The following is a 19,713-nucleotide window of genomic DNA, read 5'->3' as shown; positions in this document are numbered from 1 at the left end:
TCTAATAAATACATTAAGTCTTAAATTTTAAAACCTTAGAAAAATGAAAAAAGAAATTTTAGCAATGATGGCTTGCGGAATGATGATGACTTCTGCATACGCTCAGGAATTCAAAAATGGTGATTTTGAAACAGGTGACTTGACAGGATGGCAGGTATGGGAAAATAAGACCAACGATATCGTTGATGTCAAGAAAGCACATAGTGGCAATCATGCCGTAGAAGTGAGAGTCGGAATGTGGCAACAGTTTAATATTACATACGAAGCAGGCGCCGAATATGAAATTACTGGTTATACCAAGTATATATGGGGTGAGCAGCCTTTCTTCCGTATGGAATATTATAATCCTGATTCAGGCAAACTTGAAGAAATTGCAATTTCTAATGTGAAGAAAGACCGTAAGAACTATCAGGAAACAAAAGTGAAATTCAAACTGAAAGAAAACGGTTATGTATATCGTTTTACTATGGTGCCTGGATTGGGAAATGGTGGCGCTGTACTGTTTGACGATGTGAAAATTGAAAAAGTTAAATAATTTTTTAGGTGTTAAATTATAGATTCGGTAATTAGATTTAGTTGTTTATTTATTGTGATTGAAGATAGTAAATCAGAAATATATGTCCTAAAGTGATGGCATTTTTTTCTGATTCCGTATTTAATAAGGGTGAATTGTTTTGTTTTCAGGATGTTAAGGCATATCAGGGGCTTTCTCTTTTATGCCTTTTATACTAAAGATTTTTGGTTTGACTTTAAACAATATGAATTATGGTTAATATAAAACCAAGAGATCTGTCTGTGCGTAACTTGCTGATATTTCTATGCTTTCAGCTTATGATTATTTCATGTGAAAAAGACGTTGCTTCGTTAGAAGGAGGTGACGGTACGCCAGCAGAGAATATAAAAATAGAATATGTAGTTTATAAAGCTGGGCAGACGGATAATATGCCTGTTAGTATGATTGATTTACCATATGGAGAAACAGTGGAATTGGGTATAAATATAACCAGGGACAATTTCCCTTATACCGGTTATAAGTCAATAGTATGGGGAACTTCATTCCCAGATGTATTGGAAATTACACCTTCGGATGATAAATACAGATGTACTGTAAAGGCTAAGAAAAGCGGTAGGAATTCAAATATAGGTGTGTCTGTTGATACTGGTAATGGTATTAAAAGTGCCGCATGTATGGTGGCTGTGCCCGTGGTGCCTGCTGAAAAAGTTGAAATTGCAGTAACCGATGATATAGAGGTGGATGAAAACGGCAACAAATCGTTGAAACTTGACTTTGGAAGAGATAAGGCATATCAGCTGCAAATAGCTGTAGAACCTGATTATTCTACCGATAATAAGGTGGAATGGAAATCTTCAAATCCTGATGTGGCAACTATTGATAAGGATGGATGGATTACTACATACAATAAGGCCGGTGAGACTGTCATTACTGCTAAGCATATACCTGCTGTGGTATCAAGATTTTCAAGAAGTGGCGAAGAACATGAAGGAGAAACGCTGATGTCGATTACTCTGACCGTGGTTCCTACTATAGATTCCGATTTGACTGATGGTGAACACGGAGGTTTCGAGAACGATGGAACTGAATGGAAGCCGGATTAAAAAAATAAGAAAATACAAGTGATGTGATTTTTTAATTAATAAAATTGTTTAATCATGAAAAATACAATGCTTTTTTGTGGATTTACATTGATGACTATTGTAATGTTCCAGTCTTGTACAAAAGATGAATTGTCTAATTTAAATACAGTAAGTAGTCCACAGGAAATGACTTTTATTGCAGGTACGTCTTCAAGCCGTACTTCTTTACAGAATGGAACTCAGGTATGGTGGACCGCCGGTGATGCTATCAATATCTTCTCTGGTGCTGAAAACAATAAATTTACTACTGCAGAAGGTGGAAAATCTATTGTTACATTTACGGGAAAGGCTACTCCTGCCGATTCATATACTGCTCTTTATCCTTATAATGCTGAGGCTTTGATTTTAGATGGCGCTGTTACTACTACACTTCCAGCAGCTCAGACGGCTCCGGTTTGGGGATTCGATGCAAAAGCAAACATTTCTTTTGCTACCGCAACAGACGAAAACAAATCGCTGTCGTTTCAAAACACTTGTGGATTGATTAGGTTTAAAAATAATCTGACTGACCTTACAGCTATTAAGCTTACTGCTCAAGGAGTAAATATTGCCGGAAACGTAAAAATTGATGCTTCTGGAAATCTGACAGTGGAATCCGGTTCTAACGTAATAACACTATCTGCTAAAGAGGGAACATTTGTCGGTCCTAATGATGCTAATGCCAATGCAAAGGAATACTCAATGGTTGTACCTCCTGTGACATTTACTGGTGGATTTACCTTGGAATTGTCAAAGACTTCTGGTAATGAAACTTATACATTCAGTGGCGAAAACCTGACTATTACTAAAGGTCAGATTGTAACAATTGAATTGAAAGAAGGCGGTCAGCCTCCTGTAGTTGAAGAACAAACAACTGCTATTGTAGCAAGTGCACAAGAAATTGTTACAGATCCTACTACCGGTAACGACCGTGTAGTTCTTACACTTGATAAGGATGTTGCCGGTACATTCACTGAAGCAGTAAAAAGTGCTTTTAAAGTATCGGTTGCTGGAGTAGAAATACCAGTTTCTTCAGGTACAGTGTCAGGAAAAAATATTACTCTTACTTTAGGTGATAAGATTTATAGTAATGATGAACAGATTACAGTTATTTATAATACAGACTATGCTGTCGGTGATTTGACAACAGCTGAAAATGGTAAAACTGCAAATATCAAAATCGAGTCAGCAACTGTAGACTTAGCACATAACACAACATGGGAGCTTAATTTCGCTGATATCGCTGCTGCCGGTGATTTCTACGATCCATCTACATTAGAAGGTGTTGCTTCTACAGAAGACGGTATCTTGAATGTGTCAGCTCCAACAGGAGGTAAAAAATACATCTCTAAGGAATTCAAATTGCGTACAACAGCCAATTATAAATTTGAATGCGAGTATGTAACTGCCGGTAATCCTGCTCTTACAGTACGTTTTGCAGATCCAGTAGCAACATCCAACAAAGATATTTTTAAGGTATGGATTAAAGATGGTGTAAGCCCTGAAAATTTGGTTTCTGACTATAATGTGATAACAGCAGAAGGTAAATGGTATATGAATTCTCAAGGTGCAGGAAATGTCAGTGATGCCCCAACTGTTGGTAAATTCTCAATTGAACATGCCAATGGCGGAGCCCAGATTAAAGCTATCAGACTTATTGAAACAGAAAACAGACCGGACAGCAAAGCGGATGCTAGTTTTAATGGAACACATGGAGAATATACCAATAATAATGTAACTTGGACTAAGCAATAATAAATCTATCCATAATCGTAAGAAAATGAGGGGGATTAGTCTTCCTCATTTTTTTATACGAATATTTAAAACTTTTTGAACAATAAATCAGTTCATGCTGTATGACTTGTAATATAGGTAAAAAGAAATTTCTTATCAGGAAAATATTTACAATCGCTCTTTGGGTTTTTATGGGTGTAGTGAATGCGCAGGCTCAGCTTCACATGAAAACCACTCTACAGAACATGATTCTCTGGCGTGGTATTGAAGTGGCTGACGGACTGATTCTGTCATCCGATTTATCTGTTTCCGATCCATCAGGAATGTTTGCTGCCGGTTTTCTTGGCGGGGCAAACACTAAGGGGAGTTATAAGGAGCTGAGCCAGTATATTGCATATACTCATGGCAGGTTTCAGATAAAGGTTATAGATACATATAATTTCTCTCCCGGGGCTACATATAATAATAATGAGTTCTTCAACTATAAGCCTGATGAAACTGGGCGTTTTATGGATCTAATGGCTAATTATACAGGTAATAGGAAATTTCCGCTGGAGCTAAGTCTTTCTACACTTATTTACGGTCGCGACAGAGATCTGTACAACAACAAGAATATATACTCCAGTTTCGTTTATGTGGGCTATACCATCTATCAGAATGAAAATCTGAAGGTTGGTTCGGGCGTTGGAACAGCTTTCGCATTGAGAAACTCAAGAAATGAGAGTGGGGAAATGGTAAACAGAACCATGTATGCCGAATCGGCAGGTATTACTCAGGTTTCTTTGAATGTCATTTATAAGTTACAGATAATGGAATATGAAATTCCATTGACAGTGATGACCTACTGGAATCCGAAATCCAACCAGGGATTTTTCTATACAGGTATGCAGTTCAATTTGTTTTGATTTATATAAAGTTTGGGATAACTTTTTTATTTCCTCATGAGGGGTAAAAATGTCGAAAAAGAGGGGGTATAATATCTCCTCTTTCTTTTTTGAAAATCTCCTCTGTCCATCTGTAGAATACTTTATAGTTTAGCATCGTCGAAAGGGAAACAGCAGTGATGAAAATAGAACTGGCATACTAACAATAATAATATCAAAATATAATTAACATCAATAATATAATAATATCATGAAGACAGAAGGATATAAAGTAAAAAGCTATTCTCAGCCTGTGAAGAGATATTGTCAGACTTTGAGTCTGCGTGACAATCCGGAATTGATTGAAGCTTACAGGAAGGCTCACAGTAAGGAAGAGGCATGGCCTGAGATACGTGCTGGAATACGTGAGGTGGGAATTCTGGAAATGGAAATATACATATTGGGGTCTAAACTTTTTATGATAGTGGAAACTCCTCTGAATTTTGACTGGGATACAGCAATGGCAAAGCTTGCCACTCTGCCTCGTCAGGCCGAATGGGAGGAATATGTAGCAAAATTCCAGCAGTGTGCCGAGGGAGCCACATCGGACGAGAAATGGCAGATGATGGAACGCATGTTCTATCTGTATGAATAATAAGAAGAATAAACAGAGTAAAAAATTAACCTTTAAATTATTTATCAAAATGGAATATCGTGAATTGGGAAAGACAGAACTGAAAGTGCCTGTATTGAGTTATGGTGCATCTTCGTTGGGTGGAGTTTTTCATTCTATTAAAGAAAGTGATGCTATACAGTCTGTTTTTACAGCAGTAGAACATGGACTGAACTTTATTGATGTTTCTCCATATTACGGGCATTATAAGGCAGAAACAGTATTGGGTAAGGCTCTCAAGGAGTTGCCAAGAGAATCGTTCATACTTTCTACCAAGGTGGGACGTTATGGCAAGGATGGTGTGAATACATGGGACTATTCAGGCAAGCGCGCACAAGAAAGTGTATACGAAAGTATGGAAAGGCTCAATATCGACCATATCGACCTTATCAATGTTCACGATGTGGAGTTCTCGGATATGAATCAGGTAGTGAACGAGACATTGCCTGCACTGGTGGAACTGAGGGAAAAAGGAATTGTCGGACATGTAGGTATAACTGACCTTCAGCTTGAAAACTTGAAATGGGTTATTGATCATGTAGCTCCAGGTACAGTAGAGACAGTGCTGAACTTCTGTCACTATTCGCTGAACGATGATAAGCTTGTTGATTTCCTCGATTATTTCGATGAAAAGGGTGTAGGAGTGATAAACGCTTCACCATTTGGTATGGGACTTCTCACACAGAGAGGTGTTCCTGAATGGCATCCGGCCCCAAAATCACTGATTGAGGCATGTGCAAAGGCTGCGAAGTATTGTGCGGAACAGGGATATCCTATCGAGAAGCTTGCAGTGCAGTTCTCTGTTAGTAACCCAAGAATACCTACAACACTGTTTAGTTCGGCAAAATCAGAATCTGTACTTCAGAATATAAAATACATTGAGGAACCTATTGACTGGAGTCTTGTGGAAAAGGTTAAGGAGATAATAGGCGATCAGCAAAGAGTAAGTTGGGCAAATTCATAAATACTGTTGCTATGGATTATACAATAATTGATGCTCACTCACATCTGTGGCTTTATCAGGATACTGAAGTAGATGGCCTGAAAATAAAAACTACAGAGAATGGCCAATCATTGTTTATGGGGGAGGTGAGACAAATGCTCCCCCCTTTTATGATAGACGGAAGAAATACGGCAGAGGTTTTTCTAGCAAATATGAACTATGCTCAGGTTGGCGGAGCAGTTGTCACGCAGGAGTATATCGATGGCATACAGAATGACTATCTACTAGAGGTCATGACAAATTATCCCGACAGGTTTTTCGTGTGCGGTATGTGTGAATTCAGGAAGCAGGGTTACTTTAATCAGGCTGTTGAACTTATAGACAAAGGGTTTAAGGCCATAAAGATTCCAGGACACCGTCTGCAGCTAAAGGACGGAAGGGTGATGCTCAATTCGGACGAAATGATGAAGATGTTTCATCTAATGGAAGATAAGGGAGTGATTCTTTCCATAGATATGATAGAGGGAGACCTCCAGGTTGGCGAGATGGAAGAAATCATTTCAGAATGTCCGGGTTTGAAGATAGCTATCGGTCATTTCGGCATGGTTACAAAACCGGACTGGAAGAAGCAGATAATGCTTGCCCGACATAAAAATGTAATGATTGAGTCTGGCGGTATCACATGGCTGTTCAATGACGAGTTCTATCCGTTCAACGGTGCTATAAGGGCCATCAACGAAGCTGCCGATCTTGTCGGTTTCGAGAAACTGATGTGGGGTTCCGACTATCCGCGCACAATTACAGCCATCACCTACAAGATGTCGTACGACTTTGTGATTAAATCAAAAGAATTGGAAGAGAGGAGCAAAAAACTTTTCTTGGGCGAGAATGCGAAAGCCTTCTACGGTTTCAAGAATCTGCCTGAGTTACCTTATATTAAAAACATGTCAGAATGAAAAACAAATATTTTATACCGCTTTTACTGATATTCAGCTTGTTCTTCATGTGGGCTATCAGCAGTAACCTGTTGCCTACAATGATTAGGCAGTTGATGAAAACCTGTGAGTTGAATGCCTTTGAGGCTTCGTTCACAGAAGCTGCCTATTGGCTGGCCTACTTCCTGTTTCCCATACCGATAGCTATGTTTATGAAACGTTTCAGCTATAAGTTTGGTATAATTGTCGGTCTCATTCTTGCAGCCATTGGAGGTCTGCTTTTCTTTCCTGCAGCCGAGATTAAGGAATACTGGGCATATCTTGTAATCTTCTTCATTATGGCAACGGGAATGTGTTTCCTTGAGACGGCTGCCAATCCGTATGTGACAGCTTTGGGTACGCACGACACTGCTTCGAGAAGACTGAATCTTGCACAGTCGTTCAACGGACTTGGTGCTTTTATCTCCGCGATGTTTCTGAGCAAGCTTATACTTACCGGACAGAACTATACGCGCGAAACGCTGCCTGCCGACTTCCCAGGAGGCTGGGAAGAATTTATTCAAATGGAGACAGATTCCATGAAGATGCCTTATCTGATTCTTGCCGTGCTGCTGATTATTCTTGCTGTGGTGTTTGCACTGTATAAGCTTCCTGATATTGACAAGGAGGAGTCACACGGTGAGAAAGGCAAACTTATCAACTTTTCAGTGTTGAAACGTAAGCATCTGAGATGGGGAGTCATAGCACAGTTCTTCTATAACGGAGGACAGACAGCTATTAACAGTCTGTTCTTAGTTTACTGCTGCATGTATGCAGGTCTGCCAGAGGATGAGGCAACCACATTTTTCGGACTGTATATGTTGGCTTTCCTTGCCGGCAGATGGATAGGTACTATGCTCATGGCGAAATTCAGGCCTCAGGATATGCTGCTTACATACGCTATAGTAAATATAATATTGTGTGGAGTGATTATCATGTTCGGTGGTATGACAGGGCTCTATGCCATGATTGCAGTGTCGTTTTTCATGTCAATCATGTATCCTACTCAGTTCTCACTTGCACTCCGGGACCTTGGCGAGGATACCAAGAGTGGTTCGGCATTCCTTGTAATGGCTATTATAGGTAATGCATGTATCCCACAGTTTACCGCATTTGTGATGAATCATAACGCTGACTTCTATCAGATGGCATATATAATACCTTTGATATGTTTCTTCTTTACGGCTTATTATGGCTGGAGGGGATATAAAATAGAGAAAAAACAACATTAAATTAATACAATAACAAATTTAAATAAATACATAGATTATGAAAGCTGTACAAATTACTGAAGCCGGAAAGGTTCAAGTAGCTGATATAGTTAAACCAACACTTGGAGCCGGAGAAATTTTACTTCGTATCAAATATGTCGGATTCTGTGGTTCTGACCTTAATACTTTCCTGGGAAGAAATCCTATGGTCAAGATGCCTGTAATACCGGGACATGAAGTGGGAGCTGTGATAGAGGAAATAGGCGAAGGCGTGCCTACCGGTTTTGTGAAAGGAATGAACGTAACTGTAAACCCATATACCAACTGCGGAAAGTGTGCTTCATGCCGCAACGGACGTGTTAATGCCTGTGAACATAATGAAACATTGGGAGTTCAGCGTAACGGTTCGATGCAGGAGTTTCTTGTTCTTCCATGGACAAAGGTTATTCCGGCAGCCGGTCTTTCGGATAAGGAATGTGCGTTGATTGAGCCTATGAGCGTCGGTTTTCATGCCGTGTCAAGAGCACAGGTAACTGATATTGATACTGTTGCTGTGATTGGTTGCGGAATGATAGGACTTGGAGCTATAGTTAGAGCATCACTCCGCGGTGCAAGAGTAATTGCTCTAGATATTGACGACGATAAGCTTGCCCTTGCAAAACATTTAGGAGCATCAATGGTTATCAATTCAAAAACAGAAAATGTGGTTGAAAGAGTAAGGGAACTTACTGACGGTTATATGGCTGATGTGGTGATAGAAGCCGTGGGTAGCCCTATCACATACGTAACTGCTATCGACATTGTTGGTTTTACAGGTCGTGTGACATGTATTGGTTATGCAAAGAGTGAAGTGGCTTTCCAGACAAAATATTTTGTTCAGAAAGAACTCGACATACGCGGCTCCCGCAATGCAATGCCTGAAGATTTCCGTGCCGTGATACATTATATTCAGAATGGCAACTGTCCGATGAACGAACTTATCTCTGCCGTAGTGCAACCTGAAGAGGCAGGCGAGGCTCTGCAGAAATGGTCGGAAAATCCTGGTAAGGTATTCAGAATGTTGGTTGAATTTTAATCTTAGAATTTTAATTTTTGACATTACGATGAAAGCTTTAAATAGTAAGACTGCAGTAAAGGTAATGCGTCCGGAACGTATCATACAGTTTGGCGAAGGTAATTTTCTTCGTGCGTTCATCGACTGGATTATCTCGAATATGAATGAAAAGACAGATTTTAACAGCACTGTTGTAGTTGTGCAACCTATAGATAAAGGTATGGTTGATGCCCTTAATGCTCAGGACTGTCTTTATCATGTCAATCTTCAGGGACTGAATAATGGCGAGATGGTAAACTCATTCAGAATGATTGATGTTATCAGCCGTGCTCTCAATCCATACAGCCAGTATAATGATTTTATGGCACTGGCAGAACAGCCTGAGATGAGATTCGTAATCTCGAACACTACTGAGGCAGGTATCAACTTCGATCCGTCGTGCAAGCTCGACGATGCTCCAGCAAGTTCTTATCCCGGCAAGCTGACACAGTTACTTTATCACAGATTCAAACATTTCAACGGCGACAAGTCAAAAGGTCTTATCATTTTCCCATGTGAGCTTATCTTCCTCAATGGTCACAAACTGAAGGAAACAATCTATCAGTATATTGAATTGTGGAACCTTGGCGAAGAATTCAAGACATGGTTTGAAACAGCTTGTGGAGTATATGCCACACTGGTGGACCGTATTGTGCCGGGATTCCCTCGTAAAGACATAGACAACATAAAAACTAAGCTTAATTTTGATGATAATTTAGTCGTACAGGGTGAGGCTTTTCATCTGTGGGTAATCGAAGCACCGGAATCCGTTGCCGAAGAATTTCCTGCACACAAGGCGGGACTGAACGTACTGTTCGTTCCGTCGGAAGAGCCTTATCATGAACGCAAGGTGACTCTTCTTAATGGTCCTCACACTGTATTGTCGCCAGTGGCATTCCTTTCGGGGGTTAATATCGTGAGAGACGCATGCCAGCATGAGGTGATAGGTAAATTCATCAAACGTGTGATGTTCGACGAGTTGATGGAAACTCTTAACCTGCCGAAAGAAGAACTCAAGAAGTTTGCCGAAGACGTTCTGGAACGTTTCAACAATCCTTTCGTTGACCATCAAGTAACATCAATCATGCTTAACTCATTCTCTAAGTATGCTACACGCGACCTGCCAGGTGTGAAGGAATATCTGAAACGTAAGGGAGTACTTCCTGAAGGGCTCGTACTCGGTCTTGCAGCCATCATGGTATACTATAAGGGAGGAAAGCGTGCCGATGGAGTTGAAATAGTTCCTAACGATGCTCCTGAAATCATGGAAATGCTTACTCGTCTGTGGAACGAGGGCTCGGTAGAAAATCTTGTGAAGACTGTTCTTGCCGATACTTCCATCTGGGGTGAAGACCTTAATGCTATTCAGGGTCTGGCAGACCGTGTAGTTTACTACATCAACAAAATTCATAGTGAAGGAATGCTCCAGACAGTAAAAGGCCTTGTAGGTTGATACTTCTGCTAGTATTCTTCATTTTATAAATGTTAGTTTATTATGACTGAATATATCCAGATAAACCCTGCGGACAATGTGGCTGTGGCACTGCACTCATTGTCCAAAGGGACTGTAATAGAGGTGAACGGCAATTCCATAGAATTAATGGAGGATATACCTGCCGGTCATAAGATTGCCTTGAAGAATTTTACAAAAGGTGATATGGTGATAAAATACGGTTTCCCCATATCGCATACTGTAAAGGAAGTCAGGAAAGGACATCTGCTGAACGAGAAAACTGTCAAGACGAACCTTTCCGGTCTGAGTACTTATACTTACGCACCGAAGTTCGAGAAACAGATTTTCGCGATCGAGAACCGTACATTCAAAGGATATTTACGCGCCAACGGAGAAGCTGGCATACGTAATGAGATATGGATTATTCCTACAGTGGGCTGCGTGAACGGAATAGCAAACCAGTTGGCTGAGCAGCTTCGTAAGGAAACAGGCTGTGAAGGGGTTGACTCTATCATTGCTTTTCCTCACAATTACGGATGCTCGCAGTTGGGCGACGACCATGAGAATACTCGTAAGATATTGCGCGATATGGTTCTTCACCCTAATGCTGGAGCAGTACTTGTTGTAGGCCTTGGCTGTGAGAACAACCAGCCTGAAGCCTTCCGCGAGTTTCTTGGCGAGTATGATGCCGACAGAGTACGTTTCCTCGTATCCCAGAAAGTAGATGACGAGATAGAAGAGGGCATGAAGCTCCTACGCGAGATGTATGTCATAGCCAGAGAAGATAAGCGCACAGATATTTCTCTGTCAAAACTGCGTATAGGGCTTAAGTGTGGCGGTTCAGACGGACTGTCTGGTATCACTGCCAATCCTATGCTCGGAGTATTCTCGGACTATCTTGTAGCTCAGGGCGGAACAACAGTCCTAACAGAGGTTCCTGAAATGTTTGGAGCCGAGACACTACTCATGAACCGTTGCCGCACGAAGGAGATATTCGATGATACAGTAGCCATGATAAACGACTTCAAGAACTACTTCATCCGCAACGACCAGCCTATATATGAAAATCCTTCGCCGGGAAATAAGGCGGGAGGTATCTCAACGCTGGAGGAGAAATCATTGGGATGTACACAGAAGTCGGGAAGTTCGATGGTTGAAGATGTGCTAAAATATGGCGACCGTGTCACAACACACGGACTTAACCTGTTGAGCGCACCAGGCAACGACCTGGTTGCCAGTACGGCTCTTGCTTCTGCCGGATGCCATATCGTACTATTCACAACAGGTCGCGGAACACCGTTCGGAACATTCGTTCCAACAGTGAAGGTTTCGACTAACACACCGCTGTACGAGCAGAAACATACGTGGATTGATTTCAATGCCGGAACTCTGGTAGAGGGAGAAAGCATGGAATCTTTAAGCAGACGTTTTATAGACTTTGTTGTGGAAGTGGCAAGCGGCAAGCAGGCACTTAACGAAAAGAAAGGCTATCGTGAAATAGCTATTCTGAAACAAGGTGTTACTTTATAAAATGTTTTACTTTTTAAATGATGAAACTCTCCTTTGATACTTAAATTATGAATGGAGAGTTTTTTTAGTTTTTCGACTATAGTAATTATTTTTAATCACTAATATCATTTATCTGAAATCGAATATGACCATAAAAAACATTATCACAGTCTTAGCTATCTTACTGTCTGGATTCAGTTATGCTGGAAACTCCACTAAAGTGGATTTTAACTTCCATTGGAAATTCAGCAAACTCGCAGGCTTCGTGTCTCAGGACACTTTATTCTTAGACCCTAATATAAAGTGGCAGGATGTGCGTTTGCCCCACGACTGGAGTATCAGCGAAGGATATACCAAGACTCAGACAGCAGGAAGCAATGGTTTCCTACCAGGCGGTGTGGGTATTTACAGGAAGAATTTTCTCACCTCAGATGATATGAATGGGAAAAAAGTCTTCATTCATTTCGAAGGTGTATATAATAACTCAAAGATTTGGATAAACGGGCATCTGTTGGGATTCCGTCCTAATGGATATGTGGGATTTGAATATGAACTTACTCCATATCTGAAACCAAAAGGTTCGATTAATACAATCACTGTCTGCGTTGACAGAAGAGCGTATGCCGACAGCCGATGGTACGTCGGTGCCGGTATATACAGGAATGTGAGTCTTATATTAAGAAACGAACTCTATATACCTTATGATGGTATATTCGTCACTACACCTCAGGTAGGTGACCGTTCGAAGGTGAATATAGTATGTGAAGTGAAGAATGCAGGAGCAGGTGTGAAAGGAGTCATTGTGAAGCACGAAGTAGTGTACGACGGCAAGACAATAGCTTCTATTTCTGATAATTTTGTTGCTCTCAAAGGCGATTTCAATAAGTTCACAGCATCTGTAGAACTGGACAATTGTCATCTCTGGAGTCTTGAAACGCCTTCGATGTATGAGCTTCATACAACTCTAATAGCTTCCGACGGGTGTGTGATGGATACGAAAATAACAAAATTCGGAATCCGCGACATTAAATTCGATACGGAAGAAGGTTTTCTTCTTAACGGAAAGTCTGTAAAAATAAAAGGAGTGAACATACATCACGACTTGGGATGTATGGGAGTTGCCGCATACGATGATGCCCTGTTGCGACGACTTCTGAAACTGCGTTCCATAGGCTGCAATGCCATACGTACAGCTCATAATCCGCATTCGGAAAGTCTGTTGGAAATGTGCGACAGCCTTGGGCTTCTTGTTATGAATGAATTTATCGATGAATGGAAGGTGGCAAAGAAAAAGTGGATTACGGAGCGAGCTAAAGAAGATGCGCCCGACAGCATATCAATAGGATATACCAGATACTTCGATACGCATGCCGAGCACGACTTCAAGTCGTTCATCAGACGAGACAGAAATCATCCTTGCGTGATATTGTGGAGTATAGGCAATGAAATAGAATGGACTTATCCATATTACTGGGCATCGAGCAAAGACAATAAGGGCTTCAAGGGACTTATCCATACGGGCGACCCGGAAACAGACAACAAGTCTATACTGAAAGAGTTCAATCGTCTGTCCGGAGGAAAAGACGATTTGGCTGAAACAGCCGCTGTTCTTGCCCGTTGGGTTAAGGATGTGGATACCACCCGTCCCGTCACTTCGGGAGTTGTAGTCCCTTCCGTTTCACGTCTTTCGGGTTATACTGATGTGCTTGACGTCGTGGGATATAACTATAAAGACAAATATTATGAAGTCGACCATAAGTTATATCCTTATCAGCCTATTATCGGTTCGGAGAATGTAGGTCAGCTCTTTGAATGGACAGCCGTGGCCGACAAGAAGTACATAGCGGGAATCTTCGTGTGGACAGGATTCGACTATCTTGGCGAGAATGGTCCATGGCCTGCAAGGGGTGGAAATTGTTCTTTCTTCGATTTTTCAGGGAACAAGACAGCGCGTGGTCATTTCTTTGAATGTCTGTGGAAAGACTCTCCGAAAACCCATATAGTGACTATACCAGAAAAGGACAGTGAGTTTAAGATGAATTCCGAGGGAGGTTTCACTTATACTCCCCGCCCAGGATGGATTAGACGTTGGGAGTGGTACGATACATGCGATAAATGGAACTACAATAAAGACGAGAATATACTGGTACAGGTATATACCAACGCTCCTGAAGTGGAGCTGTTTCTGAATGGCACTTCGTTGGGAACTAAAAAACGCAGCGATTTCACGGAACATAATATATTGATGTGGAAAGTGCCATACAAGAAAGGAACACTTATTGCTATAGGTAAGGATGGTGGTAGAACCTTGTCGCAGGACACTTTATCCACAAACGGCAAGCCAAGTCGTCTTGCTGTAAATTGTGACCGTAAAACAGTTACCGACAATGGTTATGACCTTGTACATGTTGAAGTTTCCATCGAAGATAAGAAAGGAAACAAAGTAGTTGATATGCCTTCAGATATTAGGTTAATACTTGATGATAAATTAGAACTTGCAGGACTTGACAATGGTTCGGCCTCAATTGATGATCTGAATATCAGAAATAATAGTGTAAGGACATATAACGGAAGTTGTCTGTTTGTCCTGAGGACCATAAAAGGAAAGAAAGGTACATCATCTGTAATGGTTGTAGGAGACGGTGGAATACAAGGTAGATGTAAAATCCACATACAATAATGGGTGTAAAAACAGCAATTTACTGCACAGAAATGCTTCACGAGTATTTTCCTACCCTATTTCAACTAATATCCCCCTTATATATTATAAATAATATAGTTTTGTGACATCAAAAAACATGTAAAACCTAAGATTATGAGAAATAAAAATCTTTTAGCTTTAATAATCCTATTATCAACCCTAAAGGTTTCAGCATCTGATTCAAATGTTGATTTCAATAAAGATTGGGAATTCGTACTGAAAGATTCTGCTCATTATTCATATACTTCTTATGTCCCTGGTGATGATTGGAATACAGTGAACCTGCCACACGACTGGAGTGTTGGTCTGCCTTACGACTCCATCTCCGGCGAAGGTTGTGTAGCTTTCCTTCAGGGAGGAATAGGATGGTACAGCAAATCATTTCCTACAACAATCAGCGCAAACCAGAAATGCTATATAGTGTTCGATGGAGTATATAATAATTCTGAGTATTGGATAAATGGCAAAAAGCTTGGATGTCATCCTTCGGGATATGCTCCTTTTTATTTTGATGTTACAGGTTATCTTAACCCCAATGAAGATAATCGCATGACTGTAAGGGTGGATCACAGTCATTATGCTGATAGCAGATGGTACACCGGTTCCGGTATATATAGGGATGTTAAAATGATTGTAACCGACAAACTTCATATTCCGGTTTGGGGGACATTTGTCACAACTCCTGTAGTTACTGATGAATATGCTAAAGTAAATAACCAGGTTACCGTGTGTAACAGTTACTCCGAATCCAAAACAGCGGTTGTTGAGGTAGTGTATAAGGATAATAAAGGTAATATCGCTGCCTGTGAAACCCGCAGGATAAACTTGAATGCTGGTGAGGAGAAAGTTATCGACATTGTATCGGAGATAAAACAGCCGGATTTGTGGAGCGTCGAGACACCAGTCCTCTATACAGCCGAGACCCGTATTAAGAATGGCGATGAAGTCATTTCTGAAAACACTGTCAGCTTCGGTATACGAACATTCCACTTTGATGCAGAAAAAGGTTTCTTCCTTAACGGAAAAAATATGAAGATAAAAGGAGTATGCCTGCATCATGATGCAGGTATAGTTGGCACAGCAATGATACGCGATGTGTGGTACCGACGTCTGAAAACCCTTAAGGAAGGAGGATGCAACGCCATCCGCCTTTCGCACAATCCGGGAGCGGAAGAGTTTCTGTCTTTGTGCGATGAGATAGGTCTTCTGGTCCAGGAAGAGTTCTTCGATGAGTGGGATTATCCCAAAGATAAAAGGCTTAATATGAAGGAAACGGTAGAAGACTATTCTACTCATGGTTATTGTGAGCATTTCCAGGAATGGGCAGAAAGAGATTTGAAAAACGTAATGAGGAGAAGCCGTAATCATGCTTGTATCTTCCAGTGGAGTATAGGTAATGAAATAGAATGGACTTATACAGGATGCCGCGAGGCAACAGGTTTCTTTGGTGCTGATTCCAACGGTAATTACTTCTGGAATCAGCCTCCATATTCTAAAGAAAAAATCAGAGAAATGTGGAAGATTCAGCCTAAACATGCATACGACATTGGTCGTACAGCACAAAAATTAGCTGCATGGACACGTCAGATGGATACTACACGAGTGGTTACTGCCAACTGCATCCTGCCTTCCATAAGCTTCGAGACAGGATATATTGATGCACTTGATGTGGCAGGTTTCAGCTACAGACGCGTGATGTATGATTATGCCAAGAAGAATTATCCTGACAAGCCTATAATAGGTACGGAAAATCTTGGTCAGTGGCACGAATGGAAAGCAGTAATTGAAAGAGATTTCGTTTCAGGTATGTTTATATGGACGGGAGTCGATTATTTGGGAGAAAGTGGAAGCCGTCTTTCAAGATGGCCCCAAAAGTCGATAGGATGTGGTCTCTTGGATATGTGCGGCTATGTGAAGCCTTCGTATGATATGATGAAATCATTGTGGACAGACAAGCCTTTTATTGCTATATATTCACAGACTACAGATAAATCTTCATATATGCCGATAAACGATGGCTTTGCTGATAAGAAAGGACATGAATGGGATAGAAGATTATGGGTTTGGGATGATGTAAACTCTCACTGGAATTATCAGAAAGGTGACTCGGTAATTGTAGAGATATATTCCAATTGTGAGGAGGTGGAACTTTTCCTTAACGGTAAGTCGTTAGGAAAAAAATATATAGACGATTTTGAGGATCATATTTATAAATGGGTACTCTCATACAAGCCTGGCACTATTACCGCAAAAGGAAAAAATAAGTTAGGTAATACCACTACAGCTATAAGGACTTCAGGCAAAGAACATTCAATATTGCTGACGGTCGACAAACAAAGCATCGCAGCAAATGGAAAGGATGTCCTGCATGTCACAGCCCAGCTTACAGATAAAAAAGGTAATCCTGTAAAGACAACAGAACAGATGCTTATGTTCAACATCGATGGAGAGTACCGTCTACTGGGTATAGACAATGGAAATGTAAAGAATGTGTCTCCATATCAAAGCAAGGAGATTATGACATATCAGGGAAGATGTATATTGATGCTTCAAGCAACAGAAAAATCATCGGTACTGAATATCAGTGCAGAAACAAGTGAATTACAATCTAATAAACTAACAATTAATATAAAATAAAGTATAGTATGAGAAAAATTATTCTTGCAGCTGGCATGATGTCGCTATTGGCAGCATGCGGAAAAACAGGCAATACACAGACTATTGCCAGTGATGATGTTCTGAATTATGATGAGCGTAAGGCCGATTCATTGGGAATACCTAAGGGTAATAAGTTAAGTGCAGCTATGAAACGTGCCATGAAATGGGAGGATCACGACAACAATTGGTTCTTTGAGTATAAGATGGAACCCTTGAAGGGTGATCTTGCTTACGAAGAAGGCGTAGTCAGAAGAGACCCGAGTGCAATACTGAAAATAGGTGATACATATTATGTATGGTATTCAAAGAGCTATGGACCTACCCAGGGATTTGCTGGAGATATAGAGAATGACAAGGTTTTTCCATGGGACAGATGCGATATATGGTATGCCACATCAAAGGACGGATGGACATGGAAAGAACAGGGAATTGCAGTGAAACGTGGTGAGAAAGGTGAGTATGACGACCGTTCTGTTTTCACTCCTGAGGTAATGGAATGGAAAGGAAAGTATTATCTTTGCTATCAGGCTGTAAAATCTCCCTATACAGTCCGTGTAAAGAATACTATCGGTATGGCATGTGCCGATTCGCCCGAAGGACCGTGGGTCAAGACTGAAAAGCCTGTACTAGAACCTTCTAATACTGGCGAATGGGAAGGTGATGAGGATAATAGATTCAAGGTTGTATCGAAAGGTGATTTCGACAGCCATAAGGTACACGATCCGTGTATAATACCTTATAAAGGTAAGTTCTATATGTACTACAAAGGCGAACGTATGGGAGAGGAAATAACATGGGGCGGTCGTGAAATCAAACACGGAGTGGCCATTGCGGAAAATCCTATGGGCCCGTATGTGAAATCGGAATATAATCCTATTTCAAACAGCGGACACGAAGTTTGCGTCTGGCCTTACAAAGGAGGTATAGCTTCTCTTATTACTACCGATGGTCCTGAAAAGAATACGCTTCAGTGGTCGCCGGACGGAATAAACTTTGAGATAATGTCTGTAGTAAAGGGTGCACCACATGCTATTGGTTTGAATCGTAGTGCAGATGCCGAGAAAGAACCTACTGAAATCTTGAGATGGGGGCTTACTCATATATATAATAGTTCTGATTATCAGAGTATAATGAGATTTTCTACTTGGACATTGCAGACACATACAGCTAAAGGTGAATCAAAAGAACGTAAATAATTATTCTAATTTAAATTAAGATACTATGATGAGAAAATTGTTTTCTGTTTGTTTAGTATCGCTGCAAATTGCTTGTGCAGCAGAAGATTTCAATAATAAATCATATGAGTGGGACATCTATCCTGTACCCGCAGATGCCGGAGAGGGTATGGTGTGGAAACTCCATCCACAGTCGGACGACTTTAACTATATTGCTGATGAAAAGGATAAAGGAAAAGAGTTCTATGCCAAATGGACTGATTTCTATCATAATCATTGGACAGGACCTGCTCCTACAATATGGCAGAGAGACCATGTTTCCGTTTCCGACGGATTTCTTAAAATTAGAGTGAGCCGTCCTGAAGATGTTCCTATAAAGAACGTTGTAAGCGGACTCAACACAAAAGAACTGCCGGGAACCTATACAGGATGTATCACATCGAAGACTCGTGTAAAATATCCGGTTTATGTAGAAGCATACGCTAAACTTTCAAATTCAACCATGGCATCCGATGTATGGATGCTTAGCCCTGACGATACTCAGGAAATCGATATTATAGAGGCATACGGTGGTGACAGAGATGGTGGAGGTTATGGTGCCGACAGACTTCACTTAAGTCATCACATATTCATCCGTCAACCATTCAAAGATTATCAGCCGAAAGATCCGGGATCATGGTATAAGGATGATAAGGGAACATTGTGGCGCGATGATTTCCATCGTGTAGGAGTGTTCTGGAAGGATCCTTTCACACTTGAATATTATGTAGATGGAGAACTCGTCAGAACTGTAAGTGGCAAGAACATTATTGACCCCAACAACTACTCTGGTGGTACCGGTCTGGTCAAAGATATGGACATCATAATAAATATGGAAGATCAAAGCTGGAGAGCTGTAAAAGGTTTAAGTCCTACGGATGAGGAACTGAAAAATGTGGAAGATCACACTTTCCTTGTCGACTGGATAAGGGTTTATACACTGATCCCTGAAGAATAGGTTTTTTATAGTTTATATCGTAATTTAATAAGCACTTCATATATTCAACTTTTTCATAAATGAGTTTCAGTTGTAATATGAAGTGCTTTTTATG

At 40.8% G+C, this 19,713-nt stretch carries 15 protein-coding genes; all 15 read left to right on the top strand.

The features are described from left to right. Positions 1-43 precede the first annotated feature (43 nt). The 15 genes from WKT20_RS06140 (at position 44) to WKT20_RS06070 (ending at position 19,619) form a co-directional block, all read left to right on the top strand. Entirely contained in the window at positions 44-535 is a 492-nt protein-coding gene (locus tag WKT20_RS06140; protein ID WP_117902197.1) for a carbohydrate binding domain-containing protein, read from the top strand. A gap of 230 nt (positions 536-765) precedes the next feature. Beyond that, positions 766-1,617, top strand: a complete 852-nt coding sequence (locus tag WKT20_RS06135; RefSeq protein WP_118086586.1) for an Ig-like domain-containing protein — start codon at positions 766-768, stop codon at positions 1,615-1,617. 54 nt (positions 1,618-1,671) lie between these two features. Beyond that, positions 1,672-3,390, top strand: a complete 1,719-nt coding sequence (locus tag WKT20_RS06130) for a fimbrillin family protein (protein WP_117902199.1) — start codon at positions 1,672-1,674, stop codon at positions 3,388-3,390. A gap of 170 nt (positions 3,391-3,560) precedes the next feature. After that, entirely contained in the window at positions 3,561-4,274 is a 714-nt protein-coding gene (locus tag WKT20_RS06125) for a hypothetical protein (protein WP_340417037.1), read from the top strand. 229 nt (positions 4,275-4,503) lie between these two features. Beyond that, positions 4,504-4,887 (top strand): L-rhamnose mutarotase, encoded by a 384-nt coding sequence (locus WKT20_RS06120; protein WP_117902201.1) that lies wholly within the window; start codon positions 4,504-4,506, stop codon positions 4,885-4,887. Positions 4,888-4,936: 49 nt separating this feature from the next. Next, complete coding sequence (locus tag WKT20_RS06115; protein ID WP_117902216.1) at positions 4,937-5,869, top strand: aldo/keto reductase; 933 nt, start codon at positions 4,937-4,939, stop codon at positions 5,867-5,869. A gap of 11 nt (positions 5,870-5,880) precedes the next feature. Further along, the gene (locus tag WKT20_RS06110; RefSeq protein ID WP_117902215.1) at positions 5,881-6,804 is read left to right on the top strand and encodes an amidohydrolase family protein; all 924 of its coding nucleotides are present in this window, start codon (positions 5,881-5,883) and stop codon (positions 6,802-6,804) included. Then, entirely contained in the window at positions 6,801-8,054 is a 1,254-nt protein-coding gene (gene fucP / locus WKT20_RS06105; protein WP_117902202.1) for an L-fucose:H+ symporter permease, read from the top strand. Before WKT20_RS06110 ends, fucP begins: the two co-directional genes overlap by 4 nt. A 37-nt stretch (positions 8,055-8,091) precedes the next feature. Continuing rightward, positions 8,092-9,108 (top strand): zinc-binding alcohol dehydrogenase family protein, encoded by a 1,017-nt coding sequence (locus tag WKT20_RS06100; protein WP_117902203.1) that lies wholly within the window; start codon positions 8,092-8,094, stop codon positions 9,106-9,108. Between the two features lie 28 nt (positions 9,109-9,136). Next, positions 9,137-10,579, top strand: coding sequence for a tagaturonate reductase (locus WKT20_RS06095; protein ID WP_278411126.1), 1,443 nt, complete (start codon positions 9,137-9,139; stop codon positions 10,577-10,579). A 39-nt stretch (positions 10,580-10,618) separates the two neighbouring features. Continuing rightward, positions 10,619-12,109: a UxaA family hydrolase gene (locus WKT20_RS06090; RefSeq protein WP_181996869.1), complete on the top strand. Its 1,491-nt coding sequence runs from the start codon at positions 10,619-10,621 to the stop codon at positions 12,107-12,109. A gap of 124 nt (positions 12,110-12,233) precedes the next feature. Then, positions 12,234-14,768, top strand: coding sequence for a glycoside hydrolase family 2 TIM barrel-domain containing protein (locus WKT20_RS06085; protein WP_278411127.1), 2,535 nt, complete (start codon positions 12,234-12,236; stop codon positions 14,766-14,768). Positions 14,769-14,903: 135 nt separating this feature from the next. Beyond that, entirely contained in the window at positions 14,904-17,426 is a 2,523-nt protein-coding gene (locus tag WKT20_RS06080; protein ID WP_117902207.1) for a glycoside hydrolase family 2 TIM barrel-domain containing protein, read from the top strand. A gap of 8 nt (positions 17,427-17,434) precedes the next feature. Next, on the top strand, positions 17,435-18,643 hold the full coding sequence (locus WKT20_RS06075) for a glycoside hydrolase family 117 protein (protein ID WP_117902208.1): 1,209 nt from the start codon (positions 17,435-17,437) through the stop codon (positions 18,641-18,643). A gap of 25 nt (positions 18,644-18,668) precedes the next feature. Continuing rightward, positions 18,669-19,619 (top strand): family 16 glycosylhydrolase, encoded by a 951-nt coding sequence (locus WKT20_RS06070; RefSeq protein ID WP_117902209.1) that lies wholly within the window; start codon positions 18,669-18,671, stop codon positions 19,617-19,619. Positions 19,620-19,713 lie beyond the last annotated feature (94 nt).

Source organism: Phocaeicola sp. ICN-14070, from assembly GCF_037892625.1.
Taxonomy (GTDB): Bacteria; Bacteroidota; Bacteroidia; order Bacteroidales; family Bacteroidaceae; genus Phocaeicola; species Phocaeicola plebeius.
This window is presented reverse-complemented; position numbering and strand designations above follow the sequence as displayed.